The sequence below is a fragment of the Eubacterium sp. An3 genome (genome assembly GCF_002159465.1).
Classification (GTDB): domain Bacteria; phylum Bacillota; class Clostridia; order Lachnospirales; family Lachnospiraceae; genus Anaerobutyricum; species Anaerobutyricum stercoris.
This window is the reverse complement of record NZ_NFIR01000014.1, coordinates 63244-88779: the sequence shown is the minus strand read 5'-3', so window position 1 is coordinate 88779 and position 25536 is coordinate 63244. Positions and strand designations below refer to the sequence as shown.

General features: G+C 47.8%; 20 protein-coding genes. 15 read left to right on the top strand and 5 right to left on the bottom strand.

Going from position 1 to position 25536, the window contains the following annotated elements; all coding sequences use genetic code 11:
• The first annotated feature begins 8 nt into the window (after positions 1–8).
• From B5F87_RS12190 to B5F87_RS12170, 5 genes are read left to right on the top strand one after another with little or no spacing between them, the layout of a single operon-like run.
• The gene (locus B5F87_RS12190) at positions 9–920 is read left to right on the top strand and encodes a DUF445 family protein (protein WP_158097044.1); all 912 of its coding nucleotides are present in this window, start codon (positions 9–11) and stop codon (positions 918–920) included.
• A gap of 35 nt (positions 921–955) precedes the next feature.
• Positions 956–1675 (top strand): NAD-dependent protein deacylase, encoded by a 720-nt coding sequence (locus tag B5F87_RS12185; RefSeq protein ID WP_087281408.1) that lies wholly within the window; start codon positions 956–958, stop codon positions 1673–1675.
• On the top strand, positions 1672–5019 hold the full coding sequence (locus B5F87_RS12180; RefSeq protein ID WP_087281406.1) for a J domain-containing protein: 3348 nt from the start codon (positions 1672–1674) through the stop codon (positions 5017–5019). The genes B5F87_RS12185 and B5F87_RS12180 overlap by 4 nt, the downstream gene beginning before the upstream one ends.
• Positions 5016–6719, top strand: coding sequence for a molecular chaperone HscC (locus tag B5F87_RS12175; protein WP_087281404.1), 1704 nt, complete (start codon positions 5016–5018; stop codon positions 6717–6719). Before B5F87_RS12180 ends, B5F87_RS12175 begins: the two co-directional genes overlap by 4 nt.
• 47 nt (positions 6720–6766) lie before the next feature.
• Positions 6767–7240: an 8-oxo-dGTP diphosphatase gene (locus B5F87_RS12170; protein WP_087281441.1), complete on the top strand. Its 474-nt coding sequence runs from the start codon at positions 6767–6769 to the stop codon at positions 7238–7240.
• 85 nt (positions 7241–7325) lie between these two features.
• Here B5F87_RS12170 and B5F87_RS12165 read toward each other — a convergent pair whose 3' ends face one another.
• The 4 genes from B5F87_RS12165 to B5F87_RS12150 all read right to left on the bottom strand — a co-directional run bounded on the left by B5F87_RS12165 (position 7326) and on the right by B5F87_RS12150 (position 12541).
• The gene (locus B5F87_RS12165; protein ID WP_087281402.1) at positions 7326–8705 is read right to left on the bottom strand and encodes an aldehyde dehydrogenase; all 1380 of its coding nucleotides are present in this window, start codon (positions 8703–8705) and stop codon (positions 7326–7328) included.
• On the bottom strand, positions 8686–10044 hold the full coding sequence (locus tag B5F87_RS12160) for an iron-containing alcohol dehydrogenase (RefSeq protein WP_087281400.1): 1359 nt from the start codon (positions 10042–10044) through the stop codon (positions 8686–8688). The genes B5F87_RS12165 and B5F87_RS12160 overlap by 20 nt, the downstream gene beginning before the upstream one ends.
• 182 nt (positions 10045–10226) lie before the next feature.
• Complete coding sequence (locus B5F87_RS12155; protein ID WP_087281398.1) at positions 10227–10979, bottom strand: TIGR03915 family putative DNA repair protein; 753 nt, start codon at positions 10977–10979, stop codon at positions 10227–10229.
• A gap of 98 nt (positions 10980–11077) precedes the next feature.
• Positions 11078–12541, bottom strand: coding sequence for a putative DNA modification/repair radical SAM protein (locus B5F87_RS12150; RefSeq protein ID WP_087281396.1), 1464 nt, complete (start codon positions 12539–12541; stop codon positions 11078–11080).
• Positions 12542–12972: 431 nt separating this feature from the next.
• Here B5F87_RS12150 and B5F87_RS12145 point away from each other — a divergent pair, with 431 nt between their 5' ends.
• The 9 genes from B5F87_RS12145 (at position 12973) to B5F87_RS12105 (ending at position 22270) form a co-directional block, all read left to right on the top strand.
• Positions 12973–14181: a glucose-1-phosphate adenylyltransferase gene (locus B5F87_RS12145; RefSeq protein ID WP_087281394.1), complete on the top strand. Its 1209-nt coding sequence runs from the start codon at positions 12973–12975 to the stop codon at positions 14179–14181.
• Positions 14175–15323, top strand: a complete 1149-nt coding sequence (gene glgD / locus B5F87_RS12140) for a glucose-1-phosphate adenylyltransferase subunit GlgD (RefSeq protein ID WP_087281392.1) — start codon at positions 14175–14177, stop codon at positions 15321–15323. The genes B5F87_RS12145 and glgD overlap by 7 nt, the downstream gene beginning before the upstream one ends.
• A gap of 225 nt (positions 15324–15548) precedes the next feature.
• Positions 15549–16310, top strand: coding sequence for a nickel pincer cofactor biosynthesis protein LarB (gene larB / locus B5F87_RS12135; RefSeq protein ID WP_087281390.1), 762 nt, complete (start codon positions 15549–15551; stop codon positions 16308–16310).
• A gap of 59 nt (positions 16311–16369) precedes the next feature.
• Positions 16370–17230: an ATP-dependent sacrificial sulfur transferase LarE gene (gene larE / locus B5F87_RS12130; protein WP_087281439.1), complete on the top strand. Its 861-nt coding sequence runs from the start codon at positions 16370–16372 to the stop codon at positions 17228–17230.
• Positions 17231–17548: 318 nt separating this feature from the next.
• A complete protein-coding gene (locus B5F87_RS12125; RefSeq protein WP_087281388.1) occupies positions 17549–19195 on the top strand; it encodes a leucine-rich repeat protein in 1647 nt (548 codons plus the stop codon).
• A gap of 191 nt (positions 19196–19386) precedes the next feature.
• Positions 19387–20067 (top strand): hypothetical protein, encoded by a 681-nt coding sequence (locus tag B5F87_RS12120; RefSeq protein ID WP_087281386.1) that lies wholly within the window; start codon positions 19387–19389, stop codon positions 20065–20067.
• Between the two features lie 3 nt (positions 20068–20070).
• Positions 20071–20820 (top strand): hypothetical protein, encoded by a 750-nt coding sequence (locus tag B5F87_RS12115; protein WP_087281384.1) that lies wholly within the window; start codon positions 20071–20073, stop codon positions 20818–20820.
• 70 nt (positions 20821–20890) lie between these two features.
• On the top strand, positions 20891–21508 hold the full coding sequence (locus B5F87_RS12110) for a sugar O-acetyltransferase (RefSeq protein ID WP_087281382.1): 618 nt from the start codon (positions 20891–20893) through the stop codon (positions 21506–21508).
• Positions 21509–21574: 66 nt separating this feature from the next.
• A complete protein-coding gene (locus tag B5F87_RS12105; RefSeq protein ID WP_087281380.1) occupies positions 21575–22270 on the top strand; it encodes a hypothetical protein in 696 nt (231 codons plus the stop codon).
• Between the two features lie 148 nt (positions 22271–22418).
• Here the strand turns inward: B5F87_RS12105 and B5F87_RS12100 are convergent, their stop codons facing one another.
• On the bottom strand, positions 22419–23807 hold the full coding sequence (locus tag B5F87_RS12100; protein ID WP_343215762.1) for an alanine/glycine:cation symporter family protein: 1389 nt from the start codon (positions 23805–23807) through the stop codon (positions 22419–22421).
• Between the two features lie 327 nt (positions 23808–24134).
• On the opposite strand from B5F87_RS12100, the gene larC reads away from it, so the two are divergent.
• Positions 24135–25478, top strand: a complete 1344-nt coding sequence (larC, locus tag B5F87_RS12095; RefSeq protein ID WP_087281378.1) for a nickel pincer cofactor biosynthesis protein LarC — start codon at positions 24135–24137, stop codon at positions 25476–25478.
• Positions 25479–25536 lie beyond the last annotated feature (58 nt).

Below are 25536 nucleotides of genomic sequence, written 5' to 3'. Positions count from 1 at the left end.
GAGGAACTATGTTTGCATATTGGAAATTGATTACCACCCCCCTCATTGGCGCGGTGATAGGATATGCCACCAACTGGGTGGCGGTGAAGATGTTGTTTCGGCCGAGGGAGGAGATCCGCCTTTTTGGATGGCGTCTGCCCTTTACGCCGGGGGTGATTCCCAAAGGAAAGGAAAGACTTGCCCGGGCGGTCGGACGGGCAGTGGAAAAACAGCTTCTCACGGAAGAAGTATTGAAGGAAGTTCTTCTGTCAGAGGAGAAAAAAGCGGCGGTGCGGGAGGAAGTTTCTGCCTGGGTGGAGAACAGAAAGGCGTCGCAGGATACGCTGCGCGAAGCGGCGGAGAATGTATTTTCCACTGAACAGGTGGAGGATTTCATCGAGAGTGCTGAGGAAACCGTGACTGATAAAGTATTTGACAAGGTCCTGCAGATGAATGTGGGAGAAATCATTGCCGACAAAGTCATGGAAATCGCCAAAGATAAGCTGAAGGATTCCATGTTCGGAATGATGCTTGGAGGCTCCATGCTGGAGCCCATCGCCAGACAGGTGGAAGAGAAGATAAACGAGTACGTGGCAGAGTACGGAAGATCTGTGGTGGAGCAGATGGTGCTGGATGAATCGGAAACACTGCAGCAAAAGACAGTGGGAGATACATTTACACAGTTGGAGGCTTACGGCGTGGATATTCCGGAACTGGTTGTGAAACAGTACGAGTCTATGGTATCGGAGAAGCTGCCGAAGGTGCTTGATAATCTGCATCTGTCTTCTATTGTGGAAGAGCGTATCAACGCCATGAATGTGGCGGAGGTGGAAGAACTGATGCTTTCCATCATGAAAAAAGAGCTTGGTGCAGTAGTAAATCTTGGCGCGTTGATCGGACTGATCCTCGGTCTTGTCAATGCGGCGATTTTGTATATATAAGAGATCCGGACGAACCGGAGAAAGGAGAAGGGGATATGAATGATAAAGTAAAACAGTTAAAAGAGATCGTGGACAACACAGATAATCTGGTGTTTTTCGGAGGAGCGGGGGTTTCCACGGAAAGCGGGATTCCGGATTTCCGAAGCACCGACGGACTTTATAATATGAAATACAAATATCCGCCGGAGACTATCGTGAGTCATACATTTTTTGTGCGGCGGACAGAGGAATTCTATGAGTTCTACAAGGACAAGATGATGGCCCTCGACGCGAAACCGAACAAGGCCCATTATAAGCTGGCTCAGTGGGAAAAAGAGGGCAAATGCCGGGCGGTGGTGACTCAGAATATCGATGGTCTCCATCAGATGGCGGGAAGCAAGAAGGTACTGGAGCTTCATGGAAGTATTCACAGAAACTACTGCACCAAATGCGGCAAATTTTTTGACGCTGCCTACGTGAAGAACAGCGAGGGCGTGCCGCGCTGCGACGCCTGCGGCGGTTTGGTGAAACCGGACGTGGTTCTCTATGAGGAAGGTTTGGACAGCCAGACGATCTCGGACGCCGTCTATGCCATTTCCCATGCGGATGTGCTCATCATCGGCGGCACTTCGCTGGCAGTGTATCCGGCAGCGGGAATGATTGATTATTTCCGGGGAAGTCACCTGGTGCTCATCAACCGTTCCTCCACGCCGAGGGACAGTCAGGCGGATCTGGTGATTAACGACAGTATTGGAGAGGTATTTGGACAATTATGACAGAAATCTGTTTTGATGTGCTTGGCATTGCGCCCACAAAAGACGAGGCAACCATAAAAAAGGCATACCGGAAACTGCTGCATTCCGTGAATCCGGAGGATGATATGCAGGGATTTCAGAGACTGCGCACAGCCTATGAGGAGGCGTGCCGCTATGCCAGAAAAAAGGAAGACGTGCGGGAAAAGAGCGCATCAGAGCAGTTTATGGATCGCTGCAGAGAGGTCTATGCTTCTTTCTTTCGCAGAATACGCCCGGAGGAGTGGGAAGCTCTTTTTGACGATCCGGTCTGCGTGAATCTGGAGACGGAGGAAGAGGTGCGCAGGGCCTTCCTCACCTTTTTGATGGAACATTTTCATTTTCCTGCGGAAGTGTGGAAATGTATTGACAGGACGTTTGATATCAGCGGAGACCGGAGGACGCTCACCGAATGGTTCCCGGAGGATTTCGTGGATTATCTGTGCCAGGCGGTGCAGGATGAGGGGATTCTCAACTATGATCTGTTTGAAGGCAGGGAAAGCGATGATTTTGACGGCTATATCGAAGCGTATAACCGGTTCCGCCAGTTCACGGATCTGGGGATGATGGACCAGGCGAAGCAGGAGCTCGCGCACCTCAGAACATTTACGGTGTATCATCCGTATGGAGAGATCGAGGAGGCGCGGATTCTCCTTAATGAAGGAAAGAAAGACGAGGCGGGAGAGATTTTCGTCCGTCTGGGCAGAGCCTATCCTGACGAGGAGCGCATTGTCAGCTGCTACGGGCAGTTTCTTCAGATGGAGGGACGCTGGGAGGAGCTGCGGGGCATCTATGACAGGCTTCTGGAGCATTACCCGGATTCTGCCGCCGCCAGAAGTGGGAAGGCGGAGGAACTGATTCATGACGGAGCGTACCGGGAGGCCAGGGAGATCGTCCTTGATCTGCTGGAGTACAGCCCGCAGGATGAGCGGCTGATGAAAGATCTGATGGACGCCAATGTGTTCATGATCGGGGAGCTGGAACCTTTGAAGGCGGCCGGAGAGCTTGACCAGGAGGGACTGATGGACCTTGGCTGGTGCTATTATCAGAATATGAAGTTTGAGGATGCGCTGGCGGTTCTTGATTCCTTCACTCCGGATGAGGAGCATGTGCTGGATTATCATAATCTGAAAGGCCGGGTTTATCTCACCATGGATAAAAATGAGGAGGCGCTTGAGCATCTGCAGCCGTGGCTGGAGGAAATCCTCAAGCTGAAGCCGGACGGAACCAAGAAGACGCAGCGGCGCCTGGCAAGACTGGGGTATGCCTATTACACTATCGGTTCTGCGAAGGCGGCGATTTTCCTTCGCGGAGGAGAAGAAAGCGGCTTGGCGGAGGCCATGGAGTATTTTGATAAAGCCATTGCAGCAGAGACCGAGGAGAGTCAGATTGTCAGTTATTATCATACGGTGGCGGATATCTGGCGTCAGAGAAAAGAATACGGGAAGGTTGTCGACGCCTGCGACCAGATGCTCATGCGCAATCAGGGATATTATCCGGCGGTGCTTCTGAGGCAGGAAGCCTGCCTGCATCTGGGCATGTATCAGCAGGTGGCGGACGATTACCAGAGAGCGGTACATATGTATCCGTATTATGGTAGACCTTATGCGACACTGATAAAAATGTACTTTATGTTTGGAGAGTATGATAAAGTACAGGAAATATTATTTCTGACAGAAGATAACAAGATACAAAGCGATGCTCTGCAGATTCTCACTGCGAGATACCGGGCAGTGACGGCCCGGAACCGGGAGGATCTGGAGGCGGCGCTTCACATTTTAGATGTACTGAAAGAAAAAGGATGGAGCTATGCTTCCGATGTGGAACAGAATGAGTGGAGCGAGGTGGATTACCGCCGGGGGCTGATCCTTACAGACCTTTCCCGTCTGCCGGAGGCGAAGGAAGCCCTGGAAGCGTCCATGGCGGACGGCGGGGAAGATGTTTCCCGGCTGTTTGGCTACGCCGCGATTCTGATGCAGAGCGGAGAGTACGACCAGGCCATTGAGAATCTCCGGAAAGCGCTCAAGTATGTGCCGGATGATACGGGGATTCTGTACCGCATCGGCTGGTGCTATAAACTGAAAGGAGACTATAAGAAAGCGCTGCCGTTTATGAAGCAGGTGCTTTCCCTGGACCCGGAGCATTCGAGGGTCCGCCATGTGATCGTGGAGCTCTATGAGCGGCTGGCCAGAAGAGAAGAGGACAACGAGTATTATCTGCTGGCGCTTCCTTATATGGAAGAGCAGGTGGAGAAATATCCTGAAGAATATTATCTGGTGGAAATGGGACTTCTGTATCTGGATATGGATGAGTATGAAAAGGCTCTTGTCTGGTTCGAGAAGGCCAGAGAAAAAAATCCGGAGAGTGTTTTTGCCTGCAATAACGCAGGAAACTGTTATCTTTCCATGAATATGCTGGAGAAGGCGGAGCCTCTCTTTCTGGAGGCGGCGCGCCTCATGAAGAATGAAATCACTCCTCTTCCGTATAATAATCTTGCGAAATGTTATCGCATTATGGGAGAGTACGAGGCGGCGCTTCTCTGTTATAAGAAAAACATGGAGCTGTTTCCGGACAGCGCCGACATGTATCTGCTGCTGGGGGATTTTTACCGGGAAAATGAACAGTACAGCAAGGCGGTTGCCACTTACGAGGAGGGAATGAGCAAAACGGATACCCCTGCGCCGCTGGAGCTGGAGATGTTAAGAACTTACGGGATGAAAGGCGATTACGCCATGGCGTCTTCCCTCATGCAGAGGCTTCGGAGAAAATATCCAGAGGACGCCGTATTATGTCAGCTTGCCGGTGAGGTGTATCTCTTCGGTTTTGAAAAGGGAGAGGAGGCGGCGGTTTATCTGGAGACCGCGCTGCGTCTGTGTGAAAAGAACGAGAACCGGGAATGTCAGCTTGGCAGTCTTTATCTGCTGGGACGGTGCCGGCAGTTTCTCGGGGAGAGAGAGAAAGCCGCCCGATGCTTTGAACAATATCTTGAGGTTTGCCGGGGCAGGGACGGACGTTCCCGCAAATATGAGGAGTTTTTTGGAGAAAGAGGCCGCCGGAAATTCCGGATCGGCTGTGCATGGCTGTTTTTGGGTGAGGTTGCGGAGGCAGAGCGCTGTTTCCGGGAGATGCACACGGAAAAATACCGCTGTGACGGCTGTGCCAGAGCCTGCTGCTATGAGAAAATGCTTGGGGAGGCCATGATTCTTTTTGCCAGAGGAGATGTAAGCCGGGCCATTCAGAAATATAAAGAGGCGGCGGAGAAGGTTCCCGATGATATGGAACATCGATTTGAATATGAGCAGATGAAGAAATGGGAGGAATCACCATGATTATTGGAATAGATCTGGGGACAACAAATTCTCTGGCGGCGTATTACACCGAGGATGGCCCCAGAATCATACCGAACCGGCTGGGGGAACGCCTGACGCCCTCCGCCGTGAGCATAGATGAGAATGACCAGGTATATGTGGGAAAGACTGCCCTGGAACGAATGGCGGTCCACCCGGATGAGGGAGCCAGCCTTTTTAAGCGGAGTATGGGAAGCAGAAAGGAGTTCCACCTGGGTGGCAGAACATTTTCTGCGGAGGAACTGTCATCCTTTGTGCTGCGTTCCCTGAAGGAGGATGCAGAGTATTATCTGGGACAGGAGGTGACCGAGGCGGTCATCAGTGTCCCGGCGTACTTTAATGATATAAAACGGAAAGCCACCAAGCGGGCAGGGGAGCTTGCCGGCTTCAAGGTGGAACGGATCATCAGCGAGCCAACGGCCGCGGCCATTGCTTACGGCCTGTATCAGAAAAAGGACAGCACCCGTTTTCTTGTGTTTGATCTGGGCGGGGGTACCTTTGATGTATCAATCCTTGAACTGGATGACGACATCATGGAGGTTCGCGCCGTGGCCGGGGATAATTATCTGGGCGGAGAGGACTTTACCAATCTGATTCTCGATACATTTCTGGAGGAGCACCATATTGATAAAAACAGCTTATCCGAGAAGGAACGGCTTTATTTCCGTAATCAGGCGGAAAAATGTAAATGCCAGAATGGCGCCGACTCCTTCTTCCGGATGCAGGCGGTAAGGAACGGGGAACGGTTGGAATCTCTCATCACAAGACGGGATTTTGACAAGAAAGCGGCGCAGCTTTTTGACCGCATCAAGCAGCCGGTGCGGCGGAGTCTGGCCGACGCGGGCGTCCGCATCAGTGAGATCGACGAGATTGTGCTGGTGGGCGGCACCACAAAGATGCCGGCCGTACGGAAGTTCGTGGGCAAACTGTTTGGCCGTCTGCCGGATACCAGTGTGAACCCGGATGAGGCGGTGGCGCTGGGCGCCGCCATTCAGGGAGCTATGAAGGAACGGCGGGAGTCCATCCGGGAAGTGATTCTCACGGATGTCTGCCCATTTACGCTCGGCACGGAAGTGTCGATTCGCACTGAGGGCGACCGGCTGGAGAGCAATCACTTCTGTCCGATTCTGGAGCGCAATACCGTGATTCCTGCCAGCCGCACGGAGAAGTTTTATACGGTGTATGACCACCAGACCCAGGTGGATATCCACATTTTACAGGGCGAGAGCCGTTTCGCCTCCAACAACGTTTCTCTGGGCACCATCAGTCTGACCGTGCCGGACAACAAGGCGGGTGAAGAGGAAATCTCTGTTACCTATACCTATGACGTCAATGCGCTTCTTGAGGTAGAGGCAAAGATTAAATCCACCGGAGAGACTGTGACGAAGCTCATCAAAAATCAGGAGTCAGATATGACGCTGGAACAAATGCAGGCCCGGATGAAAGAACTTTCTTATCTGAAGATTCATCCGAGAGATCAGGAACCCAATAAGGTTCTGCTGCTGCGGGGAGAACGTCTCTATGAGGAGGCTACCGGAGAACTCCGGGAGCAATTGGAGGCTGTGACACGACAATTTGAATATATCCTTGATAAACAGGATCCGGACCGGATCGCCGAGGCGAGAAAAGATTATGAGGAGGCCCTGGACTGGATTGAGGAGGAACTTTGGTCCGGCCAGTAGAAATGCTGGCTGGGCCATTGTGCACTAATATGGGAAGGACAGAAGAAATGATACCGACAACATTATGTTACATAGAAAAAGATGATTGTTATCTGATGCTTCATCGGATATCAAAGAAAGTGGATATCAACAAAGACAAATGGATCGGCGTGGGAGGAAAGTTTGAGGATAAGGAAAGTCCGGAGGAATGTCTGCTCCGGGAGGTAAAGGAGGAGACGGGGCTGACTCTGACCTCTTACCGACTGCGGGGAATCGTGACTTTCGTATCAGACCGCTGGGTGACAGAGTATATGTTCCTGTATACTGCCGATGATTTTACAGGAAAGATGAGTCCCTGTGATGAGGGAACCCTCGAGTGGGTGCCAAAGAAGGAATTATCCCGGTTGAATCTTTGGGAAGGAGACAAAATATTTTTAAAGCTGCTGGCAGAAGACGCGCCGTTTTTCTCATTAAAATTATCTTATGAAGGGGATGATCTGGTCTTTGCGGCACTGGACGGAAAAGAACTGACGCGGAGATAGGTGTTTTTGAAGCGGCAAAATGATGTTTCGGAGCAGAGAAGATAAAGCATCTCTGCCCCGGAGCATATACAATGAATCAATAAGTTTATCTCAGGAAAAAACGAACCATTTTTTCATAGAGGAACCGATATGGCTGGTATCGCATTGGCAGATCCAGCCATAATTTTTTGTCAACAATACTCTTATAATGGGAGAAAGTGCGGAATCCGTCTTTCCCGTGATAAGATCCCATGCCGCTTGGACCGAAGCCTCCGAAGCCCATCTCGCTGGTGGCAAGATGAATGATGGTGTCGTTGATGCATCCTCCGCCGAAGCCGCAGCGGGTCATCACCTTTTTGGCAGCTGATTTATTTCTCGTGAAGAAATATAAGGCCAGCGGGTGTGGCAGTGCATTTACCCGGCGGATGGCCTCGTCCAGAGAGTGGAAGGTAAGAACCGGGAGAACCGGGCCAAAGATCTCCTCCTGCATAACAGCGTCCTTAAAGCTTACGTTTGTAAGAACTGTTGGTGCGATCTGCAGGGTTTTGGGATTAACATTGCCGCCGAATGCTATCTTTTTTGGATCGATTAAGCCGGTAATCCGGCGGAAATGTTTCTCGTTGATGATCTTCCCGTAATTCGGATTACGGAGAGGATCGCTGCCGAACTGCCGCTTTATTTCTTTGCAAATCTCTTCCACAAGGGCGCTTCGGACGCTGCGGTCACAATAAATGTAATCCGGCGCCACGCAGGTCTGGCCGCAGTTTAAAAACTTGCCAAAGACAATTCGTCTGGCTGCCAGACGCAGATTGGCAGATTTATCCACGATGCAGGGACTTTTGCCTCCCAGTTCCAGCGTGACAGGGGTCAGATGTTCCGCAGCATGCCGCATGACTTCTTTGCCTACCGCCTGACTGCCGGTGAAAAAGATATAATCAAAAGGCTGCTGCAGCAGACAGGTATTTTCCTCCCGTCCACCGGTGACGACAGCCACATAACTGGACGGGAAACACTCCTGTATGATTTTGCGGATGACTTCGCTGGTGTGAGGTGAATATGCGCTTGGCTTCAAAACAGCGGTGTTGCCGGCGGCAAGGGCGTCCACCAGCGGCTCAATGGTGAGCATAAAAGGGTAGTTCCACGGGCTCATGATCAGAATATTTCCGTACGGAGACGGTTTTTTGAAGCTGACTGCATGGAACTGAGCCAGCGGTGTCGGAACATGTTCATCTCTGGCAAAAGAACGGATGTGTTTCAGCATGTATGTGATCTCGCTGTAAACCATGCCGGTTTCGCACATATAACTCTCATAAGAACTCTTGCCCAGATCCTTTTGCAGCGCCCGGTGAATGGCATTCTCATTTCTTTTAATACATGCTTTCAGTCTTTGCAGCGCCCGTATCCGGAAAGATATATCCAGTGTGACGCCTTTTTCAAAAAAATCATGCTGATTGCGCAGAATGATATCAATCTGTTTTTTCTTCATTTTGTTCCTCCATTATAATTTCTTCGGATGGTACAGCCGGTTCAGGTTTGGATTTGCCGGCGGCTTTTTCAGCAGCTCTCTGCGCTTCCTTTCTGGCATAAGCCTGAAAATCCATTGCCGGTTCTGTTTCTCTCCGCTTTTTCGGCATCAGCATGTAGTAAAACTTCTCCAACTCCTGGGCGTTCATGAGAACCGGAACCGGGTAGAGCGGATTGGCTTCTTTGTCTGCATAGTGGCTGAGTCGGGGAATATCTTCCTCGCGAATCTCTTCTATTGTATTGCTGATGCCGTACCGTTTTTTCATAGCCTGAATGGCATAAATAAATATCCGTGCTCCTTTATAATGTGGAATATCTTTCTTTGCTATACCTGCGGCAATGGCCAGTTGATGCAGCTTTTTGTGGATGCATTCTCCATAGGAATCCAGCACGTAAGGAAGAAGGACTGCGTTAGCATAGCCGTGAGGCACGTTGTAAGCGCCGCCCAGAGAATGCGCTACGGCGTGAACGTAGCCAACATATGATTTAGTGAATGCGCAGCCGGCGTAATAGGAAGCCTTTAACATGTTTCTCCGGGCCTCCAGATTATTGCCGTCCTTGACAGCCGCGTCCAGATTTTTAAAAATCAGGGAGACAGCCATGAGAGCATTCTTCCTTGTGCCCGGTGTAGTGGAATTGCCGATGTAAGCTTCCACGGCATGGGTAAGCGCGTCCATGCCGGTGCAGGCAGTGATGAACGGCGGCAGACTGCATGTAACCTTAGGATCCAGCACAGCGTACTTTGGAATCAGAGGAAAATCGTTAATGGCATATTTATGTCTTGTTTCCGCGTCGGTGATGACGGCAGCTATGGTTGTCTCGCTGCCGGTGCCTGCAGTGGTAGGTACTGCAATTAACAGAGGAAGCTTTTTGTGTACTTTGAGGATGCCCTTCATTTTGGCCAGAGACTTGTTTGGGCGGGCAATTTTTACACCCACGGCTTTGGCGCAGTCAATACTGGAACCGCCGCCGAAGCCGATGATGGCGGAACAATGGCGGGATTGATAGAGCGCTGCCGCCTCATACACATTGGTGGTAGTAGGATTGGCTACAGTCTTATCATAAATAACATAGGAGATATGATTCTCCCGCAAAACCTTCTTTAGTCTCTGGATAAGCCCGAGACTGACAATGCCCTTATCAGTCACGATGAGGACGGAGCGACATTTCTTTTTCTTTAATATGTCCGGAATGCCTTTTACGCTGCCGATAATCTTCGGATTGCGGTAAGGCAGAAATGGAATGGAAAACTTGAGGACGGACTGAAATGTCCGACAATACATTTTTCTCACTGGATGCATGATGATTATTCCTTTCTCCTGTTATTCTGCGCGCAGCCACAAAAAATATATGCACTGGATGTGCAGCATTCTTACATGGATGAGCGTCTTATGGTCTGTTATGATGATACATCTTCTGAAGGGAAAAGGTCAATGCCTTCTTCGTGAGAAATCTTACACTGAGAAATCTTACAGGAGTTGATTTACCGGAATTCCGTCATGTTTTTACGGTACCAGAGAGGCAGCATGGATCTCTGGCAGCGGGGATTCTTTCTCTCATGGATGCCAATGTGAGAAAAAAATCCCTTCCATAGTCCCACAAAAGCGTCATCAGGTTCTCTGGACAGATCTTTCATTTCTTCAGGAGAAAGGGCGGTGAGATAACACGGCTGATCAGCCGGGTGAACCATGGCAAGCATCCGGCCGTCATCAATGATCATCCAGTTTTCTGAAGGAAGGCGGTCGGAAAAATAAGGGGATATCAATGTAAGAACGTTGCTCCTGGGCTCGATATGGCTGACAAGCACACGGTTTTCGTAGCTGAAAAAACGGATAAATTCCTTAAAATAATGTGCTTCATTGGAAACCTTCCGGTCAAGCTCGAAAAGACGCATCACAGCAGGATATTGCAGACAGTCAAGAACAGAAGGTCCCTGATAAAATCCCAGATTCAGAAAACGGTAAATGGCGTCCAGCTTATCTTCCTGGTCAGACATGGCGGCGCGGTAGACCATGCGGCATGCATGAGCGGAAATCTTCTGCCGGATAGTACGGACGACGCTGGCGGCTTTGTCCGGCTGGGCGTCTATGTGACGGTAGGTGCAAAACAGTTCTCTCGTTCCCAATGGTTCCGTCAGGAGCTTTACGTTTGCATGGCCAAGCCGGGAGGCCCATGCATCGTAGACGCAGGTCATCATATCGTCAAACAGGTCTTTACATGTAAAAACAGTGGTCATGGCAATCTCCTTTGCAATAAAGTTCGCAGGTGAAAATGGGCATAGGTTTCTACATAGAGTCCTCAGCGCAGAGTATCCATTCTGGCATGTCACAGTCTCTACATCTGCCCCGAAAATGTCTTGACGGAATCTTCTACGGTCACATCTCCGTCAATGTGAAAGTCATCAAAGAGGGAAAGCTGCCGGTACGTTTCCGGGTGACTGATCTCCCAGTTCTTGCCGGAGTTATCACAGGTGAGGCGGCGGGTGATAAAGTCCTCTTCAATGGGGATGCGGTGCAGCATCTTTCCGCCGCAGGTGATAAAATACTGTGCTCTTTTCAGTACGACCCGCATTTTCTTCAAATGTTCAAAAGTAAGGCTGCTGTGCCGCCTTGCCTGGACGATCCGGCGGGCGGACTTGACACCGATGCCGGGAACCCGGAGAAGCTGCGCGTAGCTTGCGTACTGAATCTCGACAGGGAACTGTTCCAGATGCCGGAGGGCCCAGTCACATTTTGGATCGATCATAATATTAAAATTAGGACGTTCTTTGCTCAGAAGCTCTCCGGAATGGAAACCGTAATATCGGAGAAGCCAGTCTGCCTGATACAGCCTGTGTTCTCGCAGAAGGGGAGGGGCGGTATGAATATCCGGCAGTGCCGCATCCTCATTGAGAGGAACATAGGCGGAGAAGAAAACCCTCTTCAGATCGTACTGCTGATAGAGCCGCTGGGTGACAGACAAAAGTTCCAGATCAGTCTCACCGGACGCGCCGATGATCATCTGAGTGCTCTGACCGGCAGGGACGAAAGAAGAGGAGCTGTCCGTGGCTGCGAATAGTCCGGGCAGCTGTTTTCCTGAGCCAAGCTTCTTATAAGGATTATCCTTAAATATGGTGTGAGGGAGATATTGAATCCCGGAAGCCCGCTCCATCTGCGGATCTTTGCCGATGGCAAGGCGGTGTCCGGTAATTCCCTGTTGAATCTGGCGCATGGGGCGGATCAGATTCTCAGGACTCTTGTGCGGTGCCAGCAATTTAAGACTGTCTCTGGAAGGAAGCTCTATGTTGACGCTCATCCTGTCCACCAGAAAGCCTGTCTTCATGATGAGGTCTTCAGGAGCTCCGGGAATGGCCTTGGCGTGGATGTAGCCGTTAAACCTGTATCTGGTCCTGAGAAGATAGATGGTCTGATACATAAGTTCCATGGTATAGGAAGGGCTCTTTACCACGCCGGAGCTTAAAAACAGACCTTCGATGTAGTTACGACGGTAAAATTCCACAACCAGAGTACAGATCTCCTCCGGCGTAAACGTAGCCCGGGGACGGTCATTATCGGAGCGGTTCAGGCAGTAACGGCAGTTGAAAATACACTCATTGCTCAGAAGAATCTTCAGCAGAGAAATACAGCGGCCGTCAGAGGCGAAACTGTGACAGATACCGGCGGCGGACGCATTGCCCAGGAAGCCCTTCTTACCACGGCGGTCCGAGCCGCTTGACGTACACGCCACGTCGTACTTGGCGGCGTCGGCCAGAATATTTAGTTTATCCTGCAAAGAAAGAGTTCCTGCTGTAGTGTTCATACTGTGTACCTCCCTGCTGTCGGTCGGCCGTCATCCGGGACGGCGTTCCCTGGATCACGATGGCCTGATCAACAAATAAAATCGAATGTATGTTTGCTTTCTATGCTATCATATATTATCCGAGAAAGCAAGAAAAATACGAACAAAAGTTCGAAATGATAAAAAGGTAATTTTTTGCAAATATCAAATAGAAATATATGTAAAAAATGATGAGAGATTCGGTGTTCTTTTATAAAAGAATTAAAAATATTAAGCAAAAAGCCGATTTTTATCTGTTAAAAATTATAACTATCTGTTATAATAGATAAAAATGAGCGGAGATGATATTTTTTTTAATGGAAATATTACGAACGGACACGAAAAACCATGAGGAGGGTGTTTTTTTGTCCGTCACGCTTGTTTATACTAATTTTTAAGGAGGATTAAGTGAAATGGGCAAAGAAATGATTGCAATGCTTCTTGCCGGAGGACAGGGTTCCCGCCTTTACGCTCTGACGCAGAAGCTGGCAAAACCAGCAGTTCCATTTGGAGGAAAGTATCGTATCATTGACTTTCCGCTGTCGAACTGCGTAAATTCAGGAATTGATACAGTGGGTGTCCTGACACAGTATCAGCCGCTGGTACTGAATGAGTACATTGGCAACGGACAGCCATGGGATCTGGACAGACTGTACGGTGGTGTGCATGTATTATCACCATATCAGCAGGTATCCGGTTCTGACTGGTATAAAGGTACGGCCAATGCCATTTATCAGAACATTAACTTTATTGAAAGATATGATCCGGAATATGTCATCATCCTTTCCGGTGACCAGATCTGTAAGCAGGATTACAATGATTTCCTCCAGTTCCATAAAGAAAAGGGAGCGGAATTCAGCGTAGCCGTTATGGAAGTTCCATGGGATGAAGCTTCCCGTTTCGGTCTCATGGTAACCGATGAGAACGACAAGATTACAGAGTTCCAGGAGAAGCCGAAGAATCCGAAGTCCAATCTGGCTTCCATGGGTATTTACATATTTAACTGGGATATTCTCAAAAAATATCTTATTGAAGATGAGGAAGATCCGGAGTCTGAAAATGACTTTGGTAATAACATTATCCCGAATCTTTTAAGAGACGGCAGAGAAATGTATGCTTACCGTTTCAACGGCTACTGGAAAGACGTTGGAACCATTTCCTCTCTCTGGGAAGCGAACATGGAGATTCTCGATCCGGAGCACAGCGGTATCAATCTGTTTGATGACGACTGGAAGATTTACAGCCGGAACAGCGGTATGCCGGGTCACAGAATCAAAGAAGGCGCGGTCATTGAGAATTCTATGATCACAGATGGATGCCGGATTTCCGGTGAAGTAAAACATTCCATCCTTTTTGCAGGCGTAAAAGTAGAAGAGGGCGCAGTAGTGGAAGACGCTGTTGTCATGGGCGGAACCATCATCAAGTCCGGTGCGGTAGTAAAACATTGTATTATCGCGGAAAATGTTGTGATTGGTGAGAATGCGCAGGTTGGCGCGATGCCTACGGAAGAAGAATCCGGCGTGGCGACTATCGGAGCCGGCATTTATATCGGCGACAACGCAAAGATTGGCCCGAATGCTATGATTGATGAAAATGTAAAGGATGGTGAAGAACAGTGGTAAGATCCAATACAAATGCATTGGGAATTATTTTCCCGAACATTTATGACAAGCTTGTATCCGAGTTGACCAATGAGCGTTTGATGGCTTCCATTCCGTTCGGAAGCCGTTACCGTATGATTGACTTTCTTTTATCCAGTATGGTGAACTGCGGTATTGATAATATTTCTATTTTGGTTCGTGAGAATTATTTCTCCCTGACCGACCATTTAGGTTCCGGCCGTGAATGGGATCTGGCGCGTAAAAACGGTGGTCTGAACATTTTCCCTCCGTTCGCACAGAAGTCCATGAGCGTCTACGGCGGTCGTATCGAAGCTATGGCAGGTATCCTCGGATTCCTTCGTGCTCAGAAAGAGAAATACGTGGTTATGTCCGATACCAATATCGCCATGAACTTTGATTTCAATGCGATGATCAACGCCCATGTCGCTTCCGGCGCGGACATCACCGTAGCATATAAGAAAGAAGAGATTCCGGCAGATACCGCTGCCATGAGAGAAGATTCCAGCAAAGGAACCTACTATACTTATGATATAGATGAAGAAGGAAGAATCAACGGTCTTCATATTAATTCCAACAAATCCGGCGTACAGAACTACGGTATGAATGTTTATGTGATGGAAAGAGAACTTCTTATTGATACCATCAACACCGCATTTATCAGCGGCGGCATTTATTTTGAGAGAGATATTCTTCTTCCTCATCTTGAAGATATGAAGATCTGCGGCTATGAGTACACCGGTTATACCGCACGTATTTTAAGCCTGAAAGGATACTTCGATGAGAACATGAAGCTCCTTGACGACGACAATCTGGACGCACTGTTCTCAGGACATTCCATCTATACAAAGATTCGTGACGATAACCCGACCCGCTACATCGGCGACGCCAAAGCATCCAACGTAATGATCGCCGACGGCTGCGTCATCGAAGGCGAAGTGGAGAACAGTATCTTATTCCGTGGCGTCAAAGTTGGAAAAGGCGCTAAAGTGAAGAACTGTATCCTGATGCAGGATACCATTGTGGAAGACGGTGCAGATATCGAATATGTGATCACCGATAAGAAGGTTCACATTACCGAGGATAAACACCTCAACGGAACAGATTCCTTCCCGGTATTCGTTGCAAAGAGACAGACCGTATAAAACAGCATAAAGCAATACATTTGCTGATAAAGAGGAGCTGCTGCTCCGGACAGAAATCACAGATTTCCGCCGGGGCGGCGGCTTTTTTGTGGTGCATAAAATGGCATGTGTGAATAATATGATCTTCTGCGCGATAAAAAGCTAATCTATGACTTTACGAAAGGGAGGGGGCAGTTTATAATAAAAAAAGGGAACCGGTGTTCTGAAAAATGAAAGGAAATGTAAATGGAAGCAAGAGAAGTATTAAATCGTGTGAAAAACGGAGAAATCTCCGTGGAAGAAGCTGAAAAATATTTTAAGAGAGAGCCCTATGAGGAACTGGGCTACGCAAAACTGGACCTTCACCGGGAAGTCCGCTCCGGGTTTCCGGAAGTGATTTACTGCAGCGGAAAGCCGGACGACTACCTGGTATCCATATATAAGAAAATGTACGAATACAACGGAGAAGTATTCGGCACCCGCGCCAGCCGGCATCAGTACGAGCTGGTAAAAGAGGTCATCCCGGACATCATCTACGATGATATTTCGCACATTTTAAAGGCTGAAAAGCCGGATAAGAAGCACATCGGCTGTGTGGCCGTCTGCACGGCGGGAACCGCCGACATCCCGGTGGCCGAGGAAGCCGCCCAGACCGCAGAATATTTTGGCACCCACGTGGAGCGTATCTTTGATGTGGGCGTCAGCGGCATCCACCGGCTGCTGTCCCGGGTGGACACCATCCAGAGCGCCAACTGCGTGGTGGCAGTGGCAGGCATGGAGGGCGCGCTTGCCAGCGTCCTTGGCGGCCTCGTATCCAATCCGGTCATCGCCGTGCCGACCTCCGTAGGTTACGGCGCCAGCATGAACGGCCTCTCGGCTCTTCTCACCATGATCAACTCCTGCGCCAACGGTATCGCCGTGGTGAACATCGACAACGGATACGGCGCCGGCTACATGGCGACACAGATTAACAGGCTGGCGGAGCGGGCGCCGAAAGAAAATAAATAATCTAACGGAAAGGAAATACTATGCCAAAGATTGACGAGAAAATAAATAGACAACAAGATATGGCGCAGGAAGCCTTTGAGAAACTGGAACGACTGAAAGCGTGGATCAGAGAGAAAGGCAAAATTGCCATCGCCTTCTCTGGCGGCGTGGATTCCGCCCTTCTCCTGAAAGCCGCCTGCGACGCGCTGCAGGGAGAGGAAAGCAACGGAGGCACAGATAACGCTGATGCGGCAGAAAATAAGGTTCTCGCCATTACCGCGGACTCCCGGGTATTCCCGGGCAGAGAACGATCAGAATCTATCGAATTCTGCCAAAGTCTCGGCTGTCGGCAGATTCTTTTCCGATTTGACGAGATGGCAGTACCGTGCTTTGCCGACAATCCACCGGATCGCTGCTACATTTGCAAGACAGCGCTCTTTACCCGTATGAAGGCAATCGCAGCAGAAAACGGCATGGATGTTCTGGCAGAAGGCTCCAACATGGACGACCTGGGCGACTACCGTCCGGGCTTGCGCGCCATCGAGGAACTGCACATCGCAAGCCCCTTGCGGGAAGCAGGACTTATCAAGGCTGAGATCCGCTTCCTCTCCAGAGAACTGGGACTTCCAACCTGGCAGAAACCGTCCTTTGCCTGTCTCGCCTCCCGGTTCGTCTACGGCGAGACTATCACCGAGGACAAACTCGCCATGGTGGAACAGGGCGAGCAGCTCCTCTTCTCACTGGGCTTCCATCAGTTCCGGGTGCGCATCCACGGAACCCTCGCCCGCATTGAGCTGCTGCCGGAAGAGCTGGACCGGCTTTTGACGCCGGAACTGCGGGCAGAGATTGCGGAGAAATTCCGTAGTTTTGGATTCTCTTACGTGACCCTCGACCTGCAGGGGTATCGGACGGGGAGTATGAATGAGGAACTGCAAGTGTGAAGAAAACAAAGATACATAAATATCAGAAAATTTGTGCGACATATTATTAGCAGGTAAGAAAACATATAATAGAACAGATACAACAAAAAGTAGATATATAGTAAATAAAAAGGCAATCCGGGCAGAGAGTATGAGACTAACTCATTTCTACCTGATGGATTGTCTTTTTTTGTTTTCAAGAAATGATTGGTTATTTATTACAAAAAAAGTGCATTTCTTGCACGGAAGATTGACGAAGATGTGAAGGAAATGTATTATGAAAATGTGGCAAGAATTTAATAGAAATGCAACAAAAACAAAGTGAGGAGGAGGGAGTTTATGAGGAAACTCAAATTATCAGGTGTAATATGGATATTTGCTTTTGTATTTATATTAGCAGGAGCATTCTTTGCGGTTCCGGAGACGGTGGAAGCTGCGGAGGGAGTAGCGATTGATGCAACGAATTTTCCGGATGAGGTGTTCCGGGGGTATATCAAAGAAAAGTTTGATAAGAATGGAGATGATGTGTTATCGGAAGAAGAAATTACAACAGTAACAGAGATTGATGTTACTAGTGCAATAACTTTTATGCCTGAAGAAAATGATATTAGAACTTTATCCGGAATAGAAGTATTCAAAAAATTGGAAAGATTGAGTTGTTCAGGTAATTGGATAGATTCTTTAGACTTAAAGGATAATAGTGAATTAATTTTTTTGGATTGTTCCTCTAATCAATTAGAATCTTTAGATGTAACTGATAATAAAAAATTAACATTAATATCTTGTTCTTTAAATCATTTAGAGTCATTAAATGTAACAAATAATACCAATTTAGAAATTTTACTCTGTACAGGAAATTTGTTAAATACTTTAGATATATCAAAGAATCCAAAATTAACACTTTTGAATTGTGGGGGTAATCAATTATCAACACTAGATGTTAGAAAAAATGTTGAATTAGAAGAATTAGAGTGTTTTGGTAATAAGTTAAAAGGTATAAATTTGGAAAATAACATTGCACTGAAAAAGTTAGGATGTGGAGATAATTTATTAGATTTTTTGGATATAAGAAATAATATAAAATTAGAAACATTACTTTGTTATGGAAATAATCTAACAATTATAGATGTTTCAAAAAATGTGGCATTAAAAAAAATAGATTGTAGAAATAACAAAATCACATCATTAAATTTATATAATAATGAAAATATAGAAGAAATAGATTGTTACGGATGTAAATGTGAAGTAAAAGTATCATCATCAAATAAGGTTGATTTATCAACTTTACCAGCAAATTTTGACGTAAATAAAACCAGTAATTGGACAGGAGGAACTATAAAAGGTAATATTTTAACGTTTGATGATAATGAAGTGACATACACATATGATTTTGGACGAGGATTTAATGGAGTCTTTACTTTAGTAGCAATAGAAGGAGGCCCGGAAATAGAAGAACCGAAGCCAGATAATCCATCACCATCCAACCCTCAACCGTCTACCCAGACCCCGGCTCAGCAGAATCCATCTATCCCGACAACAACGGAGAAAGTATCTGCCGGTGCTACAGTGACAGATGTCAAATCCAAATCTGTTTACAAAGTGGCTGGCAACGCGACTTCCGGTTATATAGTGACTTATGTGCGTCCGACTTCCAAAAAGGCCAAATCAGTAACGATTCCGGCAACGGTGACAGTGAACGGAGTGTCCTGCAAGGTTACATCCATTGCCAACAATGCATTTAAGGGACAGAAGAAGCTTAAAAAAGTAACAATCGGAGCAAATGTAACGACCATTGGAAAGAAAGCGTTCAGCGGCTGCAAGAATTTGACTAAGATCGTTGTCAAGTCCAAGAAGCTTAAAAAAGTCGGTGCTAAAGCATTTGCGAATATTAATCCGAAGGCGAAGATTAAGGTTCCGAAAAATAAAAAGAAGGCTTATAAAAAATTGTTTAAGAAAAATACAGGTGTGAAAAGCTCCATGTTATAAGAATTTATTCGAGCAGAATAAAATATCTGTAAAATAGAGGGCACAGGAAAGGACAATTTTCTGTGCCCTTTCCATCGTATAAAACACATCGGAAAGAAGTTATCCTAATACATTGAAAAAAAATAAAAAAAATGATAAATTATTTTAAGAGAACAGTACCAACTATTTTTTACAAAATCAGGACAACATCAATGAAAAAGATTTATGATTATTATAAACAATTTTCAAAAGAATTAGAAGAAATAGATGAACGTCTTGCACGCATAGATAAACGTCTGCAAGAACTTCCCACAGAGACAATTCTTATCAAAAAGGTGAAGGGAAAACCGTATTATTATCGGCAGTTTCGTGAGGAAGGGAGGACGAAGAGTAAGTCGCTGGGGGCTGTGAAGCCAGGAAGTGCTGCGGTGGAGGAACATCAGATCATGGAACGCAGGCAGCTTCTGGATGAAAAGAAAGAACTGCTGGCTTTGTGTGATGCCTTCCGGAAAGCAGAGAGGGGATTAAAAAAAGAGATAGATAAAAAGCCGATGCTGGAAGATTATTCCTTTGAGGTATATTGGAAAGATGAACTGACTGCGAAGGTGAGGGTCAAGGGAAAAGATGTTTACGTTTCCAGTTACTCGGACCAGCCTGGCAAGAGGTTGTTTCCGGCCGGAAAAATCAGCCGGTTCCAGTTAAATGAAATACTGAAAACGAGATGCTGGGATGAGGGCAGGCCGGATATTAACGAATTGCTTCGTGTCCGGGGCATAAAGGAATATAATCCGCTGGAGATTGTCAGGAAAACCCACGGCGTCAGCTGGAATGACTTTATCTGGCTGCGGTTTCCGGGAGAGCAGATTACGGCGAAAGATGTGCTGGTGAGGTGAGAGATGTTTCGGGAATATTTGAGTGAAGATAATATTGTGCTGATTGACGGCACCAGCGAGGGAACGCAGGTTAAATACAGGAAAGGTGATTACTGGTATAAAGAAGATAACCGGGGCAGAGAAGGACTGGCGGAATATCTGGTGTCACATTTTCTGACATTTACTGATTTGCGGCCGGAGGAGTACATTTTATATGAACAGGGCTATATTAATGAGAAAAGAGGCTGCCGAAGTAAAAATTTTCTGGAAGAAAATGAATCTCTCGTTACATTTTATCGCCTGTACTATTCAGAATTTGGAGGCAATCTGGCAGAACGACTGGCTAAGATATCGACTATGGAAGAACGGATTGCTTTTGCGCTCAAAATGATTCGCAGTCTGACAGGACTGGATGTAACGGATTATCTCAAAAAAATATTTATGCTAGATATGATTGTTTTGAATGAGGATCGCCATGTGAATAACCTGGCTGTTATTTTTGATGGGACAGAGTTCAGGCCAGCGCCGATTTTTGATAACGGAGTTTCTCTCTTGACAGCTAATCTTAGTGTGAATTGGCATTTTTCCATGGAAGAAAATGTAAAGCGAGTGATAGCCAGACCATTTTCCGGTTCCCATGAAAAAATGTATGAATATTTTGGAAAGGGATTTTCGGTGGATTGGAACGAATTTCTGCGTTGGCTTGATGAACAGGAAGATACGAAAGAAAAAGAAGTATTTCGTTATCAGGCAGAGCGCTATGCGAAAATATGATTTTAAAACGGAACTGCCAGTTAAATATAGCACCAAATAAATTTTTGCAAAAAATGTAATGGAGATAAGCATGAACGAAAAAGAACGCATGTTATCCGGCCGTCTCTATCATTCTCTGAAGATGAATGACGGGCAATGGGAGCGGAGCCGGGGAGTGTTAAAAAAGTTTAATGACATGCCTTTTGAGCAGGCGAAGGAGCGGATGGGGCTGCTGCGGGGAATCTTCGGGCATATGGGAGAGGACGTTTATATTGAGCCGCCCTTTTATTGTGATAAGGGCGGGCAGATTTATATCGGCGATCATTTTTATGCCAACACCGGTTTCCTTGCGTTGGATGAGGCAAAAGTGACCATCGGGAATCACGTTATGCTGGGACCAAGAGTGTGTATTTATACGGCCTGTCATCCGGTGGACGCGCAGATTCGCAACATGCATCTGGAATTTTCCAAACCGGTGACCATTGGAGACGATGTCTGGGTTGGCGGAAATGTGGTGATTAATCCCGGAGTGACTATTGGAAATAACGTGGTCATCGGCTCCGGCTCGGTGGTCACAAAAGATATCCCTGACGGAGTCATTGCGGCGGGCAATCCCTGCCGGGTGATCCGGGAGATTACTGATGAGGACCGGCGGTACTGGCAGGAGCAGGCGGATGAATATTTTGCTGATGAAGATGTCAGGGAATAAAAATAGGCAGAGAATTACTTTGCCGATGAAGATGTCAGGATTTAAAAATATAGGAGGGAAAATGTTATGGGAAGATTAAAAAAGTCTGTGGCTGGAGCAACATTGTGTGCCGGCGTAGTTTGCGGATGTATGGCTATGGCATTTCCGACTTATGCGGCAGATGCAGCGAGTACATCGCTTCATGATATTGGGACACAGAAAGTATCTGTTCAGGCAAAGAAAATGAACAAAAAGAACTGGTACAAAAAGGTGCTGAAGCGGCAGAAGGGCAGCTATAAAGTGCGCTGCTGGAATTATCAGTATAGTTATGCGTACAAAACAATTCGAACAAATGTATCGTCGTACTCTTATTACAAAGCAGCGGATATCAATAAGGATGGCACCAAGGAACTTTTGCTGTCCACCAATTCTACGGGAAGAGGGTTTGAGTCCCGGGTGCTCGTTCTTACATTTCGCAAGGGAAAGGTGAAGCCGCTGATTGCTTTTGAGGAACTGAGGAACGGCCTTTTCCTGCGGGGAAAGAAAATGTACGCGCAGGTGGGCGGAAGTACCGAGAGTATCATCACCGGATATAAGGTCAATAAAGGAAAAGCCAAACAGTTTGTGAAGCTGGAGCGGCTCAGAAGATGGCCGAATGGAAGTTCGGATGCGGTTACAACTTACTGGAAGAACGGCACGCAGATTACGGAGACGCAGTATAATGCAGAGTGTATGAAAAGTGTGGCTTACAGAACGCCGCTTAGTTTCAACAGATTTAATTAATTGTGTGTGAAACAGTAAAACAATTAAGGTGGGTTATACTGCTAAAGTAAAGAGTTTCAGGTGATGATGTTATGCTAACGTCTAAATAAATAAAGAAAAAATGAAATGCAGCCCGGACAGAAAAATTTGTCTTTGGGCTGCATTTCTATTATTGTTCTCTCTTGCTCTCGTAATCCTTCAACGCTGCCAGTGCCTTCTTTGATAACGGATAGAGCATAAAAATATTAAAAACCGTCATAAGTCCGACGCCCACGTCACCCAGATCCCAGACAACGGAATAAGCGGCTAGACCGCCGATAAACAGCATCACCAGTGCCAGAATCTTGTAAATGGTCTGTGATGTCCAGTTGTCTCCGAATAGGTACGCCACGTTGGAACGGGCGTAGAACAGCACGCCGATAAACGTGGAGAAGCTGAACAGGAAGATGATAAGGGCGATGAATATAACGCCGAACTCTCCCAGATGGTACTGCATGGAAGTCTGCAGCAGATCCATACCCTGAAGGCCGTTTGTGATGCTTTCCGGGGTGAGAAGCATGATCATGGCGGTACAGCTGCAGATCAGGATGGTGTCGATGAAGACGCCCAATGCCTGAGACAGACCAACTTTGGCCGGGTGGTCTGTCTCCGCAGTGGCAGCGGCACACGGAGCGGAGCCGGAGCCTGCCTCATTGGAGAAAAGACCTCGCTTAACGCCGTTCATCACCACTGCGCCGAAGCCGCCGGCGGCAACCTGACGCAGACCAAAGGCTTCAGAAAAAATTCTTCCGAATACCGATGGGAGAAGCTGTATATTTACGATTATCAAAATGATCGTCATCAGCAGATAGATGCCGGCCATGATCGGAACCATAATATCCAGCACCCGAACGGTAGCATTTTTGCGAAGAACGATAACCGCACCCAGGATTACAAGGACGATAGTGGTATACAGCGGCGGAATATGGAACGCATTCTCAAAGGCGGAGGTCACAGAGTTGCTGACCACCTGGCTGATGCCGAACCAGCAGATGAGACCGGACAGGGCGAACAATATGGACAACGGTACATAGCGCCTTTTTTTGCCGCTCCTCTCTTCAAAATATTTATGAATATAGTAAGCAGGACCGCCGCGCCAGCCGCCGTAGAGCGGATCTTTTTCTTTGTAAAGCTGGGCGAGAGTGGCCTCGATGAAAGCGGTGGATGAGCCGATGATGGCCGTGACCCACATCCAGAATACCGCGCCGGCGCCGCCGGCAGAGATGGCCGCTACCACTCCGACCAGATTGCCCATGCCGACACGGGTCGCCGTGGACACAATCAATGTCTGCAAAACAGACAGAGCGCTGTTTTTTTCATTTTTTTTGCCAAGGACGGCCCCGACCATATCCTTAAACAGGCGTACCGGAAGCACCCGCGTCCGGATGGTAAAATAAATGCCGGTGGGAATCAGCAGTATCACCAGGATAGAAAGAGGGAGTGATCCGCCTCCGGGAAGAGGGAGAACAAACAGGTCTCCCCATAAAAAATTGTAAACTGTTTCGATTAATGTAACCATAATTTCCTCCATAATAAAGAGCCGTGGGAACAAAAACACCCGGGCGGCTCCGTGTTGAAAATTCATTTCTTTGCAGCTACGATTCTTTAAATGTAAAAAGCGTATAATATGAAGTATATAATTTCTGTCGCTATTTGTAAAGAAAATAGTGAAAAGGAAAGAAATTTTCCCAATGACTGCTTGCGTTCCGGAAAAATAAGAAATATAATAAAAAAAGAATGCGTTCCATTTTTTCTGAAAATGCATCAAAATGAGACTGTATATGCAGTCATCTTGTCGATCAATTCTTAAATGTCAATTTTGATTTACGGAAAGGAAATATACATAATGGCAAATACACTTTATCTGGAATGTAATTCCGGCATCAGCGGGGATATGACGGTTGCCGCCCTTCTCGATCTGGGCGCCAGTGAGGAAATTCTCATGAAAGCGCTGGACAGTATACCGGCGGACGGATTCTCTGTGGAAGTGACCCGGGTAAAAAAAGCCGGCATCGACTGCTGCGATTTTGCGGTGCTGCTGGACGCTGAACATGAAAACCACGACCATGATATGGAATACCTTCATGGGCGTCCGCATGAGGACGGCCATGAGCACACACATGCCCATCACCATGGAGGCGGCCATGAGCACACGCACGCCCATCACCATGGAGACGACCATGGGCACACACACGAACACCACCATCATCATGAGCACCGCGGCATGCCGGAGATCCGGAAGATTATCGATGCCGTGAAGATGACAGATCATGCAAAAGAAATCGCACTGCGCATTTTTAATATCATCGCGGAGGCGGAGGCGAAAGCTCACGCTGTTCCGGTGGAGCAGGTGCATTTTCATGAGGTGGGGGCCATTGACTCCATTGTGGATGTGGTGGCGGCGGCGGTCTGCCTGGATGATCTTCATATTGATGAGGTTGTGATTCCGAAGCTCTGCGAGGGAACGGGAACTGTGCGCTGCCAGCACGGCGTGCTGCCGGTACCAGTGCCGGCGGTAGCTAATATCGTGGAAAAGAGCGGTCTGAATCTGGAGATCATGGATATAAAAGGTGAGTTTGTGACGCCGACAGGAGCGGCTATTGCGGCTGCAGTGCAAACTACTGATGCGCTGCCAAAATCTTTCCGGATTATACGGACCGGAATAGGAGCGGGAAAACGTACCTACGAACGGCCGAGTATTCTGCGCGCCATGCTTATAGAACCGGCGGCGCCGAAAAATGCTGCTTTAAAGGATGTCATCTGGAAGCTTGAGACCAATATTGATGACTGCGCCGGAGAAGTACTGGGATATGTGATGGAGTTATTATTTGACGCCGGAGCGAGAGATGTGCATTATCATCCGGTCTATATGAAGAAAAACCGCCCGGCATGGCAGTTGAATGTGATCTGCGATGAGAAAGACATTTCCCGCATGGAAGAAATTATTTTCCGGGAGACGACGACCATCGGTATCCGAAGAGTGTGCATGGAGCGGACGGTTCTTGCCAGAGAGGGCCGGGAGGTCATGACCGCCAGCGGCCCGGTGCAGGTGAAGATCTGCCGTTTCGGGGCGGAGACAAAATACTATCCGGAGTTTGAGAGCGTGAAGGCGCTCAGTTTGGCTGCCGGACGCAGCTACAGGGATATTTATCAGGAAGCGGTTTCCGCGTGCAGAGAAAAAGTACAGTAGTTGACAGAGAGCTGCGCTGTCGCCGCCAACCAATACATTTACTGAGAGACAGGAGGAA

What these genes read in the sequence shown, in the direction of transcription:
- B5F87_RS12180 (WP_087281406.1), top strand. Translation starts at nt 1,672, where the DNA reads ATGACAGAAATCTGTTTTGATGTGCTTGGCATTGCGCCCACAAAAGAC.
- B5F87_RS12185 (WP_087281408.1), top strand. Translation starts at nt 956, where the DNA reads ATGAATGATAAAGTAAAACAGTTAAAAGAGATCGTGGACAACACAGAT.
- larE (WP_087281439.1), top strand. Translation starts at nt 16,370, where the DNA reads ATGGCGCAGGAAGCCTTTGAGAAACTGGAACGACTGAAAGCGTGGATC.
- B5F87_RS12170 (WP_087281441.1), top strand. Translation starts at nt 6,767, where the DNA reads ATGATACCGACAACATTATGTTACATAGAAAAAGATGATTGTTATCTG.
- B5F87_RS12120 (WP_087281386.1), top strand. Translation starts at nt 19,387, where the DNA reads ATGAAAAAGATTTATGATTATTATAAACAATTTTCAAAAGAATTAGAA.
- larB (WP_087281390.1), top strand. Translation starts at nt 15,549, where the DNA reads ATGGAAGCAAGAGAAGTATTAAATCGTGTGAAAAACGGAGAAATCTCC.
- B5F87_RS12150 (WP_087281396.1), bottom strand. Translation starts at nt 12,541, where the DNA reads ATGAACACTACAGCAGGAACTCTTTCTTTGCAGGATAAACTAAATATT.
- B5F87_RS12160 (WP_087281400.1), bottom strand. Translation starts at nt 10,044, where the DNA reads ATGCATCCAGTGAGAAAAATGTATTGTCGGACATTTCAGTCCGTCCTC.
- B5F87_RS12115 (WP_087281384.1), top strand. Translation starts at nt 20,071, where the DNA reads ATGTTTCGGGAATATTTGAGTGAAGATAATATTGTGCTGATTGACGGC.
- B5F87_RS12175 (WP_087281404.1), top strand. Translation starts at nt 5,016, where the DNA reads ATGATTATTGGAATAGATCTGGGGACAACAAATTCTCTGGCGGCGTAT.
- B5F87_RS12145 (WP_087281394.1), top strand. Translation starts at nt 12,973, where the DNA reads ATGGGCAAAGAAATGATTGCAATGCTTCTTGCCGGAGGACAGGGTTCC.
- B5F87_RS12125 (WP_087281388.1), top strand. Translation starts at nt 17,549, where the DNA reads ATGAGGAAACTCAAATTATCAGGTGTAATATGGATATTTGCTTTTGTA.
- B5F87_RS12155 (WP_087281398.1), bottom strand. Translation starts at nt 10,979, where the DNA reads ATGACCACTGTTTTTACATGTAAAGACCTGTTTGACGATATGATGACC.
- B5F87_RS12105 (WP_087281380.1), top strand. Translation starts at nt 21,575, where the DNA reads ATGGGAAGATTAAAAAAGTCTGTGGCTGGAGCAACATTGTGTGCCGGC.
- larC (WP_087281378.1), top strand. Translation starts at nt 24,135, where the DNA reads ATGGCAAATACACTTTATCTGGAATGTAATTCCGGCATCAGCGGGGAT.
- B5F87_RS12165 (WP_087281402.1), bottom strand. Translation starts at nt 8,705, where the DNA reads ATGAAGAAAAAACAGATTGATATCATTCTGCGCAATCAGCATGATTTT.
- B5F87_RS12100 (WP_343215762.1), bottom strand. Translation starts at nt 23,807, where the DNA reads ATGGTTACATTAATCGAAACAGTTTACAATTTTTTATGGGGAGACCTG.
- B5F87_RS12110 (WP_087281382.1), top strand. Translation starts at nt 20,891, where the DNA reads ATGAACGAAAAAGAACGCATGTTATCCGGCCGTCTCTATCATTCTCTG.
- B5F87_RS12190 (WP_158097044.1), top strand. Translation starts at nt 9, where the DNA reads ATGTTTGCATATTGGAAATTGATTACCACCCCCCTCATTGGCGCGGTG.